Annotated in this window: 16 protein-coding genes and 1 tRNA gene; 11 read left to right on the forward strand and 6 right to left on the reverse strand. The window is 60.3% G+C overall.

The window, feature by feature from the left end; translation table 11 throughout:
- Window positions 1–20: 20 nt before the first annotated feature.
- The 3 genes from FHS83_RS19820 (at window position 21) to pelA (ending at window position 3712) form a co-directional block, all read left to right on the forward strand.
- Complete coding sequence (locus tag FHS83_RS19820; protein WP_167083537.1) at window positions 21–1463, forward strand: ATP-binding protein; 1443 nt, start codon at window positions 21–23, stop codon at window positions 1461–1463.
- Between the two features lie 235 nt (window positions 1464–1698).
- Window positions 1699–2373 carry a CHASE3 domain-containing protein gene (locus FHS83_RS13875; protein ID WP_167083538.1) on the forward strand — a complete coding sequence of 225 codons (675 nt, stop codon included), beginning with the start codon at window positions 1699–1701 and terminating at the stop codon, window positions 2371–2373.
- Window positions 2374–2416: 43 nt separating this feature from the next.
- Window positions 2417–3712, forward strand: coding sequence for a pectate lyase (pelA, locus tag FHS83_RS13880; protein ID WP_208414755.1), 1296 nt, complete (start codon window positions 2417–2419; stop codon window positions 3710–3712).
- A gap of 33 nt (window positions 3713–3745) precedes the next feature.
- On the opposite strand, the gene FHS83_RS13885 is transcribed toward pelA, so the two are convergent.
- Entirely contained in the window at window positions 3746–4594 is an 849-nt protein-coding gene (locus tag FHS83_RS13885; RefSeq protein WP_167083539.1) for an SDR family oxidoreductase, read from the reverse strand.
- Window positions 4595–4705: 111 nt separating this feature from the next.
- Here FHS83_RS13885 and FHS83_RS13890 point away from each other — a divergent pair, with 111 nt between their 5' ends.
- Window positions 4706–5086: a winged helix-turn-helix transcriptional regulator gene (locus tag FHS83_RS13890; protein WP_167083540.1), complete on the forward strand. Its 381-nt coding sequence runs from the start codon at window positions 4706–4708 to the stop codon at window positions 5084–5086.
- Window positions 5087–5129: 43 nt separating this feature from the next.
- Here the strand turns inward: FHS83_RS13890 and FHS83_RS13895 are convergent, their stop codons facing one another.
- From FHS83_RS13895 to FHS83_RS13910, 4 genes are all read right to left on the reverse strand, one after another.
- Window positions 5130–5759, reverse strand: coding sequence for a class I SAM-dependent methyltransferase (locus tag FHS83_RS13895; protein ID WP_167083541.1), 630 nt, complete (start codon window positions 5757–5759; stop codon window positions 5130–5132).
- A gap of 55 nt (window positions 5760–5814) precedes the next feature.
- Entirely contained in the window at window positions 5815–6489 is a 675-nt protein-coding gene (locus tag FHS83_RS13900; RefSeq protein WP_167083542.1) for a TetR/AcrR family transcriptional regulator, read from the reverse strand.
- A gap of 127 nt (window positions 6490–6616) precedes the next feature.
- Window positions 6617–8026, reverse strand: coding sequence for a type I glutamate--ammonia ligase (gene glnA / locus FHS83_RS13905; RefSeq protein WP_167083543.1), 1410 nt, complete (start codon window positions 8024–8026; stop codon window positions 6617–6619).
- 49 nt (window positions 8027–8075) lie between these two features.
- Complete coding sequence (locus FHS83_RS13910; protein ID WP_167083544.1) at window positions 8076–8414, reverse strand: P-II family nitrogen regulator; 339 nt, start codon at window positions 8412–8414, stop codon at window positions 8076–8078.
- A 328-nt stretch (window positions 8415–8742) separates the two neighbouring features.
- Between FHS83_RS13910 and FHS83_RS13915 the strand changes: the two genes are divergently transcribed.
- The 7 genes from FHS83_RS13915 to FHS83_RS13945 all read left to right on the forward strand — a co-directional run bounded on the left by FHS83_RS13915 (window position 8743) and on the right by FHS83_RS13945 (window position 14207).
- Complete coding sequence (locus FHS83_RS13915; protein WP_167083545.1) at window positions 8743–10239, forward strand: NAD(P)H-hydrate dehydratase; 1497 nt, start codon at window positions 8743–8745, stop codon at window positions 10237–10239.
- Window position 10240: 1 nt separating this feature from the next.
- A complete protein-coding gene (locus FHS83_RS13920; protein ID WP_167083546.1) occupies window positions 10241–10864 on the forward strand; it encodes an NUDIX hydrolase in 624 nt (207 codons plus the stop codon).
- Complete coding sequence (locus FHS83_RS13925) at window positions 10864–11364, forward strand: GNAT family N-acetyltransferase (protein ID WP_167083547.1); 501 nt, start codon at window positions 10864–10866, stop codon at window positions 11362–11364. The genes FHS83_RS13920 and FHS83_RS13925 overlap by 1 nt, the downstream gene beginning before the upstream one ends.
- Window positions 11365–11539: 175 nt before the next feature.
- Window positions 11540–11624: transfer RNA gene (locus FHS83_RS13930), tRNA-Leu, on the forward strand.
- A 77-nt stretch (window positions 11625–11701) separates the two neighbouring features.
- Window positions 11702–13072 carry a trigger factor gene (tig, locus tag FHS83_RS13935; protein ID WP_167083548.1) on the forward strand — a complete coding sequence of 457 codons (1371 nt, stop codon included), beginning with the start codon at window positions 11702–11704 and terminating at the stop codon, window positions 13070–13072.
- Window positions 13073–13282: 210 nt separating this feature from the next.
- Window positions 13283–13636, forward strand: a complete 354-nt coding sequence (locus FHS83_RS13940; protein ID WP_167083549.1) for a UrcA family protein — start codon at window positions 13283–13285, stop codon at window positions 13634–13636.
- Window positions 13637–13856: 220 nt separating this feature from the next.
- Window positions 13857–14207, forward strand: coding sequence for a UrcA family protein (locus FHS83_RS13945; RefSeq protein ID WP_167083550.1), 351 nt, complete (start codon window positions 13857–13859; stop codon window positions 14205–14207).
- A 3-nt stretch (window positions 14208–14210) separates the two neighbouring features.
- Here FHS83_RS13945 and FHS83_RS13950 read toward each other — a convergent pair whose 3' ends face one another.
- Window positions 14211–15197: an aldo/keto reductase gene (locus tag FHS83_RS13950; RefSeq protein WP_167083551.1), complete on the reverse strand. Its 987-nt coding sequence runs from the start codon at window positions 15195–15197 to the stop codon at window positions 14211–14213.
- Between the last annotated feature and the right edge of the window lie 58 nt (window positions 15198–15255).

The following is a 15255-nucleotide window of genomic DNA, read 5'->3' on the forward strand; positions in this document are numbered from 1 at the left end:
CCGGGGAAAAGGGGAATCCCGTGGAATTTTTCAATCGGCTGCGCAGCCAGCGAAGCACAGATGTCCGTGTGCTGAAAGCGCAGTTGGACTTAACTTCGCAGACGGTACGATCCACAAGGCTTTCGTCGCCGTTTTGGGCGCTCGCCATCGCCTGGCTCGGCTCGGATAGTTTCGGCGCTTTTGGCCATGCGAGCTTTAACGTTGCTGTGTTTGTGCCGGTGATTGTTTCGGCCACGATGATTTTATCGGCCAGCGTCGTCTCCATCTACCAATACGACACGTCCGATTCGAATGAATACGAGCGCACCCGCCCGTGGTTTTCGCGGATCGTCGCCATGCAGGCGATTATCTCCGCGGCCTGGGGCCTCACACCCTGGCTGTTGTGGGACCCAGGTTCCGTTCTCAATCATGTCTATCTCGCGGGCGTTACCGCCGCGGTGCTTGCGATGCTGGTCGTCAGCCGCTCGAGCCATATGGACATGTTCCTCGCTTCGATCCTGCCCTTGACCTTGATGGCCTCGCTGCGTTTCGCCATCGGCAATGACGTGATCGATTACGGCATCGCGATTCTGCTGCCTGCTTTTGGCGCGCAGCTTTTGATCGACGGTCGGCGCCTGATGCATCGCCTCGACGAAGACTCCCGTCTCAGGTTCCAGGTGGAAGATCTGGCGCGCGAACTTGAAGAGACCCGCGACGATGCATTGAGGAAGCGTTTCGAGGCTGAGACCGCCAACGCCTCCAAGACCGCATTCCTCGCCAATATGAGCCATGAACTTCGCACGCCGCTGAACGCCATCCTCGGCTTCTCTGAAATCATCGCTCAGGAGTGTTTCGGTCCGGTCGGTTCGTCGCGCTATCGCGAATATGCGGGCGACATTCATTCCTCTGGCGCACATCTTTTGAGCCTGATCAACGATCTTCTTGATGTTGCCAAGATCGAGGCGGGCAAGATGGAGATCGCGCCGCATCCCATCGATCCGCATCGCACCTTCGATATCGCCTTGAAGCTGATCGGCGCCAAGGCGCGCGAGAAGAAGCAGGATCTTGTCATCACTATCCTGCCCGATGCACCGCCGCTTTATGCCGATGAGCGCGCACTGAAGCAGATGCTGATCAATCTGGTTTCCAACGCGGTCAAGTTCACGCCGGAAGGCGGCAAGATCGCGGTGACCGCGGGCGCGGCCTCGGGCGGCGGCTTCCAGGTGGTCTGCGAAGACAACGGCCCAGGCATTCCGCGCGAGAAACTCGACAAGATTTTCACGCCCTTCAGTCAGGTCGACAATCGCTACGACCGCCAGGCGGGCGGCACGGGCCTTGGCCTTGCGTTGGTGCGCGGCCTTGCCGAACTCCATGGCGGGCGGGCTTGGCTTGAGAGCGAATATGGCAAGGGCTGCCGGGCCTATGTGGTGCTTCCGGCTGAACCACCCAAGCAGATGGGATTGGAAGGCGCTGTCGCGGCGTGAATGTCGGATAGCGGACGAAAGGAGCAGGCTATGCATTGGAGAAAGCCATTCCCGCCCCGTTCCGTGCGTCCCCAGCCGCTGGATGAGTTCAGGAGCTTGGTGCTCGAGAGCTTGAAGGAGGAGGCCGAGAGGCTTGCGCCTGCCGAGCGAGCTGCACCAGAGACGCTGCCGCAGCCGAAAATTTTTGCCACAGAGTGACGGGGTTTGGTTTAATCTCTCCGCCGAGGAGAGTGAGATGTCCCCCCCGTCTATCGGCAATTTGATTCGTTGGCATTCCCGTGAATTCGGTATTTCGGCAATGTTTGCCGCTGTGGTGCTGTTTGTGGCGTCCATCATCGTGCTCGGGCGCAATGTCGAGCAGCTGCGCGAAAGTTTCCAGCTTTCTACCCGCACCCAGGAAGTGCTGCGCCAGATCGATCAAGTGCATATGAAGATGATCGGCACCGAAATGATCGTGCGCGGTTATGGCTTGACCGGGGATGCCTCGTTTCAGCGCTATGCCAAGGAAAACCGGATGCGGATGGTCGCGGCCATGACCACGCTTGGCGAATTGGTGCGCCAGGAGCCCGCGCTCGACAAGGACTATCACATTCTGGAAGGCTGGGTGGCGCAACATCAGCAGCTTTACATCGATCTGATGGATGGCGGGCCTGATCAGCGCGCCCGTATTGTGGATGCGACCGTCAATCCGCAAAAGCGCGAGGCGCGCGCCGAGGCGATGCGGGCGCTCGACCGCATGGATGGGCTGGAGCAGAAACTCTTGGCGGAGCGGCGGGCCCGGGCTGAAGCGCAAGCGGCGAAGAGTTTCGTGATGGCGATTGCGATTGCGGTGTTTGCTTTTGTAACCGGTACCATCGGCTTTGGTCTGACCTTCATGCCGCACAAATCCGGCCTTGCGCCGCGCTGGTAGGGCGCACCCGCAAGTAGATACTCCCATCACAGGAGAAGATGCTGTGAAAAGACGCTCTCTCGCATTCCTAGGCGCGCTGATGCTCGGCACTTGTGCTGAAGCCGCGGTGATCGGCACCTTGCAGCGCTATCCGGGATTGAAGCCGGCCGCAATCGCCGTTTTGCCTGCGGAAAGGCGCACGGCGTGGGAAGAATATTTGAAACGCTCGGTGGCCGCGCATAAGGCGGATATGGCGGTGCTGGAAGCGGAACGCAAAGGGATGAAGCAATTTCCCGGGCCGCCCGACGCCAGCTACCACGATAAATCCATGCCGCTCGACAAAGCTCCGGAATGGTATGGCAGTGAAGAGGCGCGCCGCATAGCAGGCAACATCGTCTCGTTTCAGACCCCCGCAGGCGGCTGGGGCAAGAACCAGGATTTCACCAAGGGCCCGCGCCTTAAAGGGCAGATGTGGGTCGTATTCGAGAAAACAGCGCGCAGCCAGCCGCAGGATTATCCCAACCCCGCCGCGGTGCATTGGCATTACACCGGTACCATCGATAACGATGCCACCACCACACAGCTTCGCTTTTTGGCCAAGACCATCGCGGCCGCCGGGGAGGGCGATACGGCGGCTTGGAAAGCAAGTTTCCTGAAAGGGCTCGATTATCTTTTCGCGGCCGAGCTTCCTTCCGGCGGCTGGCCGCAGATATGGCCATTGGAAGGCGGCTATTCCGACGCGATCACCTATAACGACGATGCGTTTGCCAATACCGCTTCGCTGCTCGCCGATGTGACGGAAAATGCGGGCGGGTTTTACGGCTTTGTACCTGCAGAGGCGCGCGCCAAGGCCAAGGCCGCGGTCAAACGCGCCCGCGCTGTGATCCTTTCCACTCAGGTGGTGGTGCATGGCACGCGCACGGTCTGGGGCCAGCAGCATGATGCGCTGACGCTTTCTCCTGTTGCGGCGCGTAATTTCGAACCCGCGATGCTCTCGGCCACAGAAAGCGCGGATCTGTTGCTGTTCTTGATGAAGCTGCCAGATCCCAGCACCGAGGAAGTGCGTGCGATCCATGCCGCCGCGCGCTGGCTGCAGACCGCGGCCATTCCCGATATCGCTTGGGAGCCGGATGGGGATGGGCGCAAGCTTGTCGCCAAGCCCGGCGCGCCGCGTATGTGGGCGCGCTTCTATGATCCGCAAACCATGAAGCCCGTCTTCGGCGACGTGGACAAGACCATCCATGACAACGTCAATGAAATCAGCGCCGAGCGCCGCGCGGGCTATTCCTGGTACAATACCGGCCCCGAAAAAGCGCTGAAACAATACGCCCAGTGGGCCAAGACCCATCCGGCACAGTAAAGAAAAGGCCCGGTGTTGGCGGGCCTTTCAGCATCAGCCTTTCACCAGGCCTGCGATCAGGGCCGAAATCGGTGTGGTCGGGCGGTTAATCAGTTTGGAAAGCGTGTGGCTGTCGTCGAACAGAGCGCCCAGCGAAATTGGGCCTTCCCAGCCTGCGACCATGGCCGCGAAGGGAGCTGGAAGACCTGCGCCCTCGAGAATCTTGGCGTATTCGCGGATCGGCAGGTCGTGATAGGGAATCTGCTTGCCGCTCTGGCGCGAGATCTCTTCGGCGAGGTCGCTTAAGGTGAAGGCGGTATCGCCTGCGAGTTCATAGGTTTTGCCTTCGTGACCACTCGTGGTCAGCACCACCGCGGCGGCTTCGGCATAATCGGCGCGGGCGGCGGCAGAGGCTTTACCGGCGGCGGCGCTGCCGACGAGCGCGCCATGGGCGAGAGCGGCAGCAATCGAGCCCGCGTAATTCTCCGTGTACCAGCTATTGCGCAGAAGGGTGAAAGGCAGGCCGGAAGCTTTCACGGCCTCTTCGGTCGCTTTGTGCTCTACGGCGAGATCAAGCGCGGAGCTATCGGCGCGCAAGAGGCTGGTATAGGCGATGAATTTTACGCCCGCTGCCTTCGTTGCCGCGATCACTGCCTTATGCTGGGCCTCGCGCTGGCCGATCTCACTGCCGGAAATCAGCAGCAGCTTTTCCACACCTTCAAGTGCCGCGGCGTCGGGCGTGTTGTAGTTGAAGGCGCGGGTGGTGACGCCGAGATCCTGCGCTTTGGCCGGATCGCGCACTAGAGCGACAATTTCCGAAGCGGGCAGGCGGGTTTTCAGGGCTGCGATGACAAGGCGGCCGAGCTGGCCGGTAGCGCCGGTGACCGCGATGGTGTGGGACATGGGAGGCTCCGTGAGGGTGTTGCCTTGAACGATATGGGCCTTGACTTACGAAAAGGAAGTACTTACATAAACGTAAGTATGACAAAAAGTGAGAATTGAAGAATTTTCGCCATGAGCGAACTCCGTACCCTGTCCGATGCGCTCCGTCGCGGTGAGCTGTTGAATGCGGCTTGCCCGTCGCGCGATGTCTTGCGTCATCTCACCGGGCGCTGGGCTGTGCTGGTACTGATTGTTCTGCAGGAAGGCACGCTGCGCTTCAGCGAAATCCGCCGCAAGATCGATGGTGTTTCGGAGCGCATGCTGGCCGAGACCCTGCAATCCTTGGAAGCCGACGGCATGCTCACGCGCACCGATCACCACGTTGTGCCGCCGCATGTAGATTACGATCTGACAGAGCTGGGGCGCGAAGCCGCCGAGAAGGTGGCTGCGCTTGCCGATTGGATCGAAGTCAACATGCCCCGCATCGCGACGCATTGGGAGAAGGCGGGCTGACCCCAAGCAGAACCCCCGGTGTTTCTACCGGGGGCTTGGGGGCTCACGCGATGCGGCGGATCACGGCGAACCACATTTGCAATCCGTCCAAATGCTCGGGATGTTCATAGGCGGGGTTCAGCTCGCTTGGCGCGAAATCCAGCGCTTCAATCTGCCAGCCTTCGGCGAAATCTGCTGCTATATCCGCACGGGACAGGCCGCCGCCGGGCGCTTTGGGACCTTCGGCAAACGCGAAAAGATAAAGCCGACCATTTGTGTTTAGGACATGCGCCAAGCCTTGGACATAGGCCTTTCGCTGCGCAGCCTCATAGACATGGTAGAGCCCGCTATCGATCACACTGACAAAGCGCTTATCCCATTGGGCGAGGGTCATCGCGTCCTTCACTTGGAAATCGACTGTAACGCCTTCTTTGGCCGCGCGGGTCTTCGCGCGGGCGATCGCTTCTTCGACAAAATCGATGCCGGTGACGGCAAGTCCGCGTTTGGCGAAATAGACCGCCGTGCCGCCGGTGCCGCAGCCACAATCAAGAAGCGGGCCTTCGATCTCGTTCTCGATAGCGATGAAGGGCGGCTGGGGCTTACCGATATCCCAAGGCGGATTGGTTTCGGCATAGATCTGCGTGAAGCCGGACTGTGCGCTTTCGTACTGTTCAGGTTTTTGGGCATGCGTCATGGATAACCTCCAAGGGTTTTGGGCAAAGATGCGAGGTGGGAGCGAAAGGGGCGGCTTAGTCGTCTGGCGGCGGGGCGGCGAGCACGCCGTCGATGATCACATCGAGCGCCCACAAGAACCGTGATTTCGGCGAAGTTGCGAAGAGCAGTTCGCGGTTGGCGTGGAGCAGGGGATACTCCTCCGCTGAGAGGTTTTCGAAGACCTCCTTGGCCTTGGTGAAGTCACTGCCATTGTCGCGCCAGTTGCTATGCTCGGCCGCGACCGCAGTCACGTGCAGCAGCAGCAGATCGACTGCCAGGGCGGCGCGCGTCTCCTGAACACCGCCTTCCATCAGCAGCGCCAGCACGCGCTCAACGATCCGAAGTGCATTGGGGCCGCAGGTGATCTGCATCATGGCAAGTTGCGCCAACCCCTTCTTCTCATAGAGCAGCAAAAGGTAAGAGGTGAGCAGGGCCTTGAGGCGGGTGCGCCAGCCTTTGCCTTCTTCAGGCAATTCCACGGCCCCGAAAGCCGCATCCAGCATGGCGGCGTAAAGGGCATTGAGATTCTCGAAATAGACATAGAGCGAGGCAGGGCCGGTATCGACCGCGCTCGCCACCCGGCGCAGGCTGATCCCGCTTACCCCTTCGGCTTCCAGAATGGCTAGGGCGGCAGTGACAATCGCTTCGCGGCTGAGCGGCGCCTTGGCGGGGCGATTGCGGCGGCTGATGGGGGCGGGTTTCTCATCCATGAGGCTATTCTAGCTAACGAACAGTGATCGTCAAGATCAATGATCGTTAAATCCGGAGCTTGTCCAAACTAAAAGACCCTGGGGCGTACCCCAGGGTCTTCAGCACTTCTGTCTTCAGGAGAGAAGATCAGACCGAATAGTACATCTTGAATTCGATCGGATGGGGAGCGTGTTCGAAGGCGTACACTTCTTCCATCTTGAGATCGATATAGGCGTTGATGAAGTCGTCCGAGAAGACGCCGCCCTTCTTGAGGAACGAACGGTCGGCATCCAGGCTGGCAAGGGCTTCACGCAGCGAACCGCAAACGGTCGGGATCTGCTTCAGCTCTTCCGGCGGCAGGTGATACAGGTCCTTATCCGACGGATCGCCGGGGTGGATCTTGTTCTCGATGCCGTCGAGGCCGGCCATCAGCATGGCGGCGAAGGCGAGGTACGGGTTGGAGCCCGCATCCGGGAAGCGCACTTCCACGCGCTTGGCCTTCGGCGAGTTGCCGAACGGAATACGGCAAGAGGCCGAACGGTTGCGCGCGGAGTAGGCGAGCAGCACCGGGGCTTCGAAGCCCGGGATCAGGCGCTTATAGGAGTTGGTCAGCGAGTTCGTGAAGGCGTTCAGCGCCTTGGCGTGCTTGATGATGCCGCCGATGTAGTAGAGGGCGGTTTCGGAAAGATCAGCATAGCCCGAGCCAGCGAAGGTCGGCTTGCCAGCCTTCCAGATCGACTGGTGAACGTGCATGCCCGAACCGTTATCGCCAGCCATCGGCTTCGGCATGAAGGTGGCCGTCTTGCCATAGGCCGCGGCGACCTGGTGCACGATGTACTTGTAGATCTGCATGTTGTCCGCGCCCTTGACGAGCGTGTTGAACTTGCAGCCGAGTTCGTGTTGGGCCGAGGCCACTTCGTGATGGTGCTTTTCCGGGTCGATGCCGACATCGCCCATGATCGCCAGCATTTCACCGCGGATATCCTGCGCGCTGTCGATCGGCGGAACGGGGAAGTAGCCGCCCTTCACCGACGGACGGTGGCCGAGGTTGCCGGAGTCATATTCGGTGCCGATGTTCCAGGCCGCTTCCGTCGAATCGATGTGATAGAACGAGCCCGACATACCAGCGTCGAAACGCACGTTGTCGAAGATGAAGAATTCGGCTTCCGGGCCGAAGAAGGCGGTGTCGCCGATGCCCGTGGACTTCAGATAGGCTTCAGCAGCCTTGGCGATCGAGCGCGGGTCGCGATCATAGGGCTGGCCGGTGGTCGGCTCCAGCACGTCGGCGGTGATCACGAGCGTGGTCTGGGCGAAGAAGGGGTCGATGAAGGTGGTGGAGAGATCCGGCAAGAGCAGCATGTCGGATTCGTTGATGCCCTTCCAGCCGGCGATCGACGAACCGTCGAACATCGTGCCCTGGGTGAGGAACTCTTCGTCCACCGCGGCGAGGTCGAAAGTGACGTGCTGCCACTTGCCGCGCGTATCGGTGAAGCGAACATCGACGAACTTCACGTCTTTCTCTTTAATCAGTGCCAGGATTTCTTGAGCTGTAGCCATAACTAGGTCTTCCCCTTCCAAGTTGGGTGTGGTTGTTCGCCGGGATTACTTAAATCGCGTCCGTGCCGCTTTCGCCAGTACGGATACGGATCGCTTCTTCGACATTGAGGATGAAAATTTTGCCATCACCGATGCGGCCGGTGCGGGCAGCTTTTTGAATCGCGTCGACAGAGGCCTGCAGCCGGTCCTCGGCGATGACGATTTCAATCTTCACCTTCGGCAGGAAGTCGACGACGTATTCAGCGCCGCGATAGAGTTCGGTATGGCCCTTCTGCCGGCCGAAACCTTTGGCTTCCGTGACCGTGATTCCTTGGACGCCCACTTCCTGGAGCGCCTCCTTCACCTCATCCAGCTTGAACGGCTTGATGATGGCCTCAATCTTCTTCATTCCGGACTCCTTGCGCTGAATGTTGCGCCGTTAAGGAAATAGCAGGGGTTATGCCAAGTTTCGGCTGCACAAAACCTAACAATATCAAGAACTTATAGGGCCTGTTCGCGGCGGCCGCCAAAGTCTGCCCAAAGGATAGTCTTTGTGCACGACAATTGAGCAGCATCGCTGTTATCAGCCCCCAGATATCTTGATGTTTTTGCCTCCACGCCCAGCTTCTTCCCTATCCTTTGCAAGCCTCGCACCAACCGCAAGCTCTTTGCGGCCATTCCGTTTAAATACTTGAAGGAGGCTACCTTTGCCGTGTGGCGGTCGTATAGTCGCCGCCATGTCTGATCTGCGCTTGCCCACAAGAGAAGAGGTCCTGACGGTTAGCGAAATGTATGCGGCTGATCGTTTTGCGGCCGCGAGTGGCGTGCCGACTCTATCTCTGATGGAATATGCGGGGCGTGCGGTCGCCGATGAGATTCTCCGGCTGCATGCACGGCCTTGCCCGGTCGTTGTGTTGTGCGGGCCGGGCAATAACGGCGGCGATGGATTCGTGGTGGCGCGGCTTCTGAAAGCGCGCGGCTGGAAGGTGACTCTGGCGCTGCTCGGTGCGCGCGGCGACCTCAAAGGTGATGCGGCCTATCAATCGGTGCAGTGGGACGAAGAGGTTGTGCAGGTATCGCCATCCGTACTGGACGGTGCAGGGCTGGTGGTGGACGCGCTTTATGGTGCGGGGCTGTCGCGGCCTTTGGAAGGTGTGGCGCGCCAAACTGTGGAGGCACTCAACGCGCGGCCGGTGGAAGTCGTGGCGATCGATGTGCCCAGCGGGCTCTCGGGCGATCTTGGCCGCGCCTACGACGGTCTTTGTGTCGATGCCGATGTCACGGTCACGTTTTTCCGCAGGAAGCCCGCGCATGTCTTGATGCCGGGGCGCCTAAAATGCGGGCGCGTGGTGGTGGCCGAAATCGGCATTCCGGTGGAGGCGTTGGGCGAGATTGCGCCCGCCATTGTTCACAATGGCAAAGCGCTATGGGGCAAGGCCTATCCCAAGCCTGATCCTCTCGGACATAAATATGGGCGCGGTCATGCTGTGGTGGTTTCCGGCCCAGCACATGCGACGGGGGCGGCCCGGCTCGCTGCGCGTGCGGCGCTGCGTATCGGGGCGGGGCTGGTAAGTGTCGCGAGCCCGCCTGAATCCGTCGATGTGAATGCCAAACATTTGACTGCGATTATGGTCAAACCCTTCGAGGGTTCGGCAGGGCTCGCCTCTCTGCTCCAGGATAAGCGCTACAACGCGGTCGCCATCGGGCCCGGCCTAGGCGTTACGCCTCAGACCAAAGATCTCGTCGAAACCGCGCTGGTGGCGCCATCTGTGATCGATGCTGATGCGCTTACCGCCTTTCGCGACGATCCCGGCGAGCTTTTCGATCAATTGGGTCCGTCGCATGTGCTGACGCCCCATGAAGGGGAGTTCGCACGGCTCTTTCCGGGACTGCTGCAGGACTCGGTTAACCGTATTGAAGCGGTGCGCAAAGCCGCTGCCACTGCCGGATGCGTGGTGCTGCTTAAAGGGCCGGATACGGTGGTCGCCGCGCCCGACGGTCTGGTTTCGGTCAACACCAATGCGCCACCCTGGCTTGCGACCGCTGGTTCCGGCGACGTTCTGGCGGGTTTCATCCTTGGCCTTTTGGCGCAACATATGGACGCCTTTCTTGCCGCCTCTGCCGCCGTCTGGCTGCATGGGCTTTGCGCCACCGATTTCGGCCCCGGCCTGATTGCCGAGGACATCGCCGAACAATTGCCCGGCCTGCTGCGCAGGCTCTATGAAGAGATTTGAGATGACCGAAAACTGGTTATTATGGGCTCGGCAAGCGCAGGCCTTAGCCCAGAGCGGACTGACGTTCTGTACCAACCCATATGACATCGAGCGCTACCACGCGCTGGAAAAGCTCGCCGCGGAGATGATGGCAGGCGGGCCGGGCGAGGGCGCCGAGCTGCTCCTCAATTCCTTTCAAGCGCAAAAAGGCTATGCCACGCCGAAAGTGGATGTGCGCGCCGCGCTGTTTCGCGATGGTGAGGTGCTGCTCGTCAGCGAGAATTCCGATGGCGGGCGCTGGACCCTGCCAGGCGGCTTTGCCGATGTGAATTCTTCGCCCAGTGATAATGCCGTGCGCGAAATGCGCGAAGAGGCGGGGCTGGAAGTGAAGACGACCAAGCTCGTGGGCGTTTGGGACCGCGATAAGCGCGGCTACACCAAGCCATACCCCTATCACATTTATAAGCTGATGTTTCTGTGCGAGCTCACCGGCACTTGTGAGAAGTCCAATCTCGAAACCGGTGAGCCGCAATGGTTTCCGGTAGATGCCTTGCCCGAACTCTCGATGGACCGCACCCAGCCCTGGCATATCGAGCGGCTCTACGCCCACTATAAAGACCCAAGCCTTCCGGCGGAGTTTGATTGATGTCCGACGTTCTTATCCGTCATGTGGAGCAAAACGATCTTTCCGCGTTGCTCGCCATCTATAATCATTATGTCGAGACTACCGCGGTCACCTTCGATCTGGGGCCGCGCACGCTGGAGCAGCGCCAGGTTTGGCTCGACAGTTTCGCGCGCGAGGGCCGCTGGCAGTGTTTTGTCGCCGTGCAGAAAGGCGAGCCGGTCGGCTGGGCCTGTTCGGGAAAATTCCGCGAGAAGGACGCCTATCTCACAACGGTGGAAACCAGCATCTATCTGAAGCCCGGCATAGGCGGGCAGGGGCTCGGCACCCGACTCTATGCCACGCTCTTCGAGGCGCTCGCCAAGGAAGATGTGCATCGCGCCATCGGCTGCCTGACGATTCCCAACGAGTCCTCGGTAGCGCTGCATAAAAAGCTCGGCTTTCAGCATGTCGGCGATTTCCACCAGGTCGGGCGCAAATTTGGCCGCTTCTGGGACATCACCTGGTACGAGAAGGCGCTCTGACCGCCCATTTTCCGGTAAATACACCGAAAACAATGTGAATAAATCCGGCAAAGCCCCGCTAAAGGGCGGAAGTCATTGTCGCTCTGGCCCTTCTGGCAGCAACAAGCCCTAGCGGCCTGCGAAATCCCCTGCTATAGCGGCGCCCTTCTGCCGGTACCCCCGGTGGAGCCCGTATGCGGGCGTGGCGGAACTGGCAGACGCACTCGGTTTAGGTCCGAGCGCCGAAAGGCTTGGGGGTTCAAATCCCTCCGCCCGCACCACAGGCGGCAACAGGCGAAGGCGCACTCACCCCCGAAGGACGGCTCCCTCGGGACAGGAAGTTTGGAAAGAAAAAGACATGCAGATTACTGAGACCGTTTCCGAAGGCCTGCGCCGCGAATATCAGGTGGTGGTAGCCGCCGCCGATCTGGACAGCCGCCTCTCGAGCAAGATCGACGAGGTCAAGCCCAAGATGAACCTCAAGGGCTTCCGTCCTGGCAAGGTGCCGACCTCCTATCTGAAGAAGACCTTCGGCAAGTCCATGATGGGCGAGATCGTCGAAGCTCTCGTCAACGAAGGCAGCCAGAAGGCCGTCTCTGACAACAATTTGAAGGTTGCTTTCCCGCCCCGCGTTGAGCCGTTGGGCGATATCCAGGCCGCCGTTGATGGCAAGGCCGATCTCGAATTCAAGGTCGTCATCGATCTGATGCCCGATTTCGAGCTCGCCGATGTCTCCGCCCTGGAAGTCGAGAAGCTGGTCGCCGACATCGAGGAAGCCGATGTCGATGAAGCCATCAAGCGTATTTCCGAACAGTCCCGCAGCTACAGCGCCCGCGGCGAAGGCGAAGAAGCCCAGACCAACGACGCGGTGGTGATCAACTTCGTCGGCTCGATCGATGGCGAAGAGTTCGAAGGCGGCAAGGCCGAAGACTTCAACCTCGTGCTCGGCTCGGGTTCGCTGATTCCCGGCTTCGAAGACCAGCTCGTCGGCGCCAAGGCCGGTGAATCGCGCGATGTGAAGGTGACCTTCCCGGCCGAATACGGTGCCGAAAAGCTCGCCGGCAAGGATGCTGTCTTCGCGGTCACCGTGAAGGAAGTGAAGAAGCCTGACGAAGTTGTGATCGACGACGCGTTCGCCAAGACTATCGGTTTCGAAACCCTGGCCGAACTCAAGGACCGCGTGCGCGAGCAGCTCAAGCGCGACTATGCCCAGGCCAGCCGTTTGCATCTGAAGCGCCGCATCCTCGACGCCCTCGACACCAAGCATGACTTCTCGCTGCCGCCGACCATGGTGGAAGGCGAATTCAACGGCATCTGGCGTCAGGTCGAAGCCGAGCTGAAGCGCGAAGGCAAGACCGCTGAGGACGAAGGCAAGTCCGAGGAAGAGCTGAAGAAGGAATATCACGACATCGCCGAGCGCCGCGTGCGCCTTGGCCTTGTCCTCGCCCGTATCGGCGAGCAGAACGGCCTCACCATTGCGCCGGACGAAATCCAGCGCGCCATCGCTTCGCGCGCCCGCCAGTTCCCAGGCCAGGAGCAGGCCGTGTTCGAATATTATGCCCGCAACCCGCAGGCCCAGGCCGAAATCCGCGCTCCGATCTTCGAAGACAAGGTGGTGGATTTCATCGCCGAGCTCGCCAAGGTCAGCGAGAAGAAGGTCGACCGCGCCACGCTGTTCATGGACCCCGATGAGGCCCTCGAAAAGCTGAAGGGTGAGGCCAAGGCCTGATCCTTCCGGCAACCAGAAACACGAAAGGGCGTCCGAAAGGGCGCCCTTTTTGTTTGGGGCCGCGCTGTCGTGAATTTCCACTATCGCGATTTTTCAATATTAGCCCACTTATTAGGCAGAGCATGGGCAGGGTTGCAGTACGGGGCCGTACAAATCCAAAAATCCTTACTTATTTCATGGAAATAGAAACCATGATCTGAAGGAAGGAGAATGTTTCGCTCAGCATTCGCCGTTGCGATAACGGCACTCACCTTGACCGGCATTGCCGCTGCCGAGCCCGCAGTCGTCTATCTGCAAGCCGTTTCGCCTGTTGGCAACAAGAACGCGCGCGCGACGAAGCTGGCCTATGACGATAGTGAATTGGCCAGCACAGAAGGCGCCACAGCACTCTATCGCCGGATCGAGGCGGCCTCGCATCTTGTGTGCGGCGACCAGGATGCCACCATTCGCGATATCCAGCCTGAAAAGAAACTCGCCGCCTGCCGCAGCCGTGCCATCGGTTACGCGGTGGCCAGTGTGAACGCACCCAAACTCGCCGAAGCCGCCGCGGCCGCAATGCCGTAGCGGGACGAGGGCGGTCCGGCCCGCCACGGGTCAAGCCGGAAAAGAAGGGCGTCCTCCCACCTCCGGGGCGCCCTTTTTTGCTAGTAGGATTTTCAAGCAGTGGGCGATCCAACTATTACGCGCTGCATACGATTTTGAAGGGCGGGGGATGCAAGTCGGAATGCATCCATGCGAGCCGGACCGTGCATCTCTTGGATAGAGAAACGCAAGAGAGGTCCCCATGACACGCTTCGCATCCATCGCCGCAGGTTTCGCCTTTGCCGCCGTTCTGATGGCAGGATCCGCATTCGCCGAGAGCGTTCGCGTAGAGGCCGCAGCCCCGCTGCCCTCGGGCCTTTATCAGACCCGCGCGGCGATGGTGCCCTATCAGGCTGGTGAGCTTGCCAGCGATGATGGTGCGCGCGCCGTCTATGCCCGGATTGAGGCCAGCACTCATGCGGTCTGCGGGGAGAATCTGGCGCAGCAGCCCAGCGAGGCGATGACACACAAATATGCCGCGTGCCGGGCGCGGGCTATGGCGGGGGCGGTCAAGGATTTGGATTCCCCGCGCCTGACCGCCATCGCCCATTAGGTACTACCAGCGCTGATGCACATGCGGTTTGACGAGCCGGTCATAGATCTCGCGCGCCGCTGCCATCACGTCCTGCGATAGGGGCGCGAGGTCGGCGGCGCGGGCATTCGCCTGCGCCTGTTCGGCATTGCGCGCGCCGGGGATGACCACCGTCACGGCCTCGCTCATCAAGATCCAGCGTAGCGCGAATTGGGCCATGCTCGCGCCCGCGGGCACCAGCTTGCGGATTTCCTCGACTGCTTTCAGGCCGGTCTCGAAGGGCACGCCCGCGAAGGTCTCGCCGACATCGAAGGCCTCGCCATGGCGATTGAAGGCGCGATGATCGTCAGAGGCGAATTTCGTCTCCTTCGTGATCTTGCCTGAGAGGAGGCCCGACGCCAGCGGCACGCGCGCGATCACTGCGATGTTCTTTTTCTTGGCTTGTTCGAAGAAGAGATCGGCAGGGCGCTGGCGGAAGAGGTTATAGATGATCTGCACACTGACAACATTAGGGTATTCGATCGCCTTCAGCGCTTCTTCCACTTTCTCAACAGAAACACCGTAGGCTTTGATCTTTCCGGCCTTTTGGATTTCATCCACAGCCTCGAAGATTTCCGGACGCCAGTAAGCTTCCAGCGGCGGGCAGTGGAGCTGCACCAGATCAAGCGCATCGACTTTAAGGTTCGAGAGTGACCGGTCGATGAAGGCTTCGAGGTTCTTTTTGGTGTAGCCTTCCACCACATGCGGATCGAGTCTGCGCCCGGCCTTGCTGGCGACAAAGGGGCGTGTGCCGCTGCGCGTACCCAAGACTTCCGCGATGATCTTCTCCGAACGGCCATCGCCATAGACGTCGGCGGTGTCGACAAAAGTGATGCCGGCATCGAGCGCGGCGTTGAGGGCAGCCTTGCCGTCTTCCTCGCTGACATCGCCCCAGGCTGAGCCGATCTGCCAGGCGCCGAAGCCGACTTCGCTGACCTGCGCTGACAATCTTCCGAACGGACGTGACCGCATTTGTGATGCTCCCTGGGTGTGAGGCGCGAGGTAGCAGCGCAGTGCCTGAGCCGCAAGC

Source organism: Rhizomicrobium palustre (genome assembly GCF_011761565.1).
Lineage (GTDB): Bacteria > Pseudomonadota > Alphaproteobacteria > Micropepsales > Micropepsaceae > Rhizomicrobium > Rhizomicrobium palustre.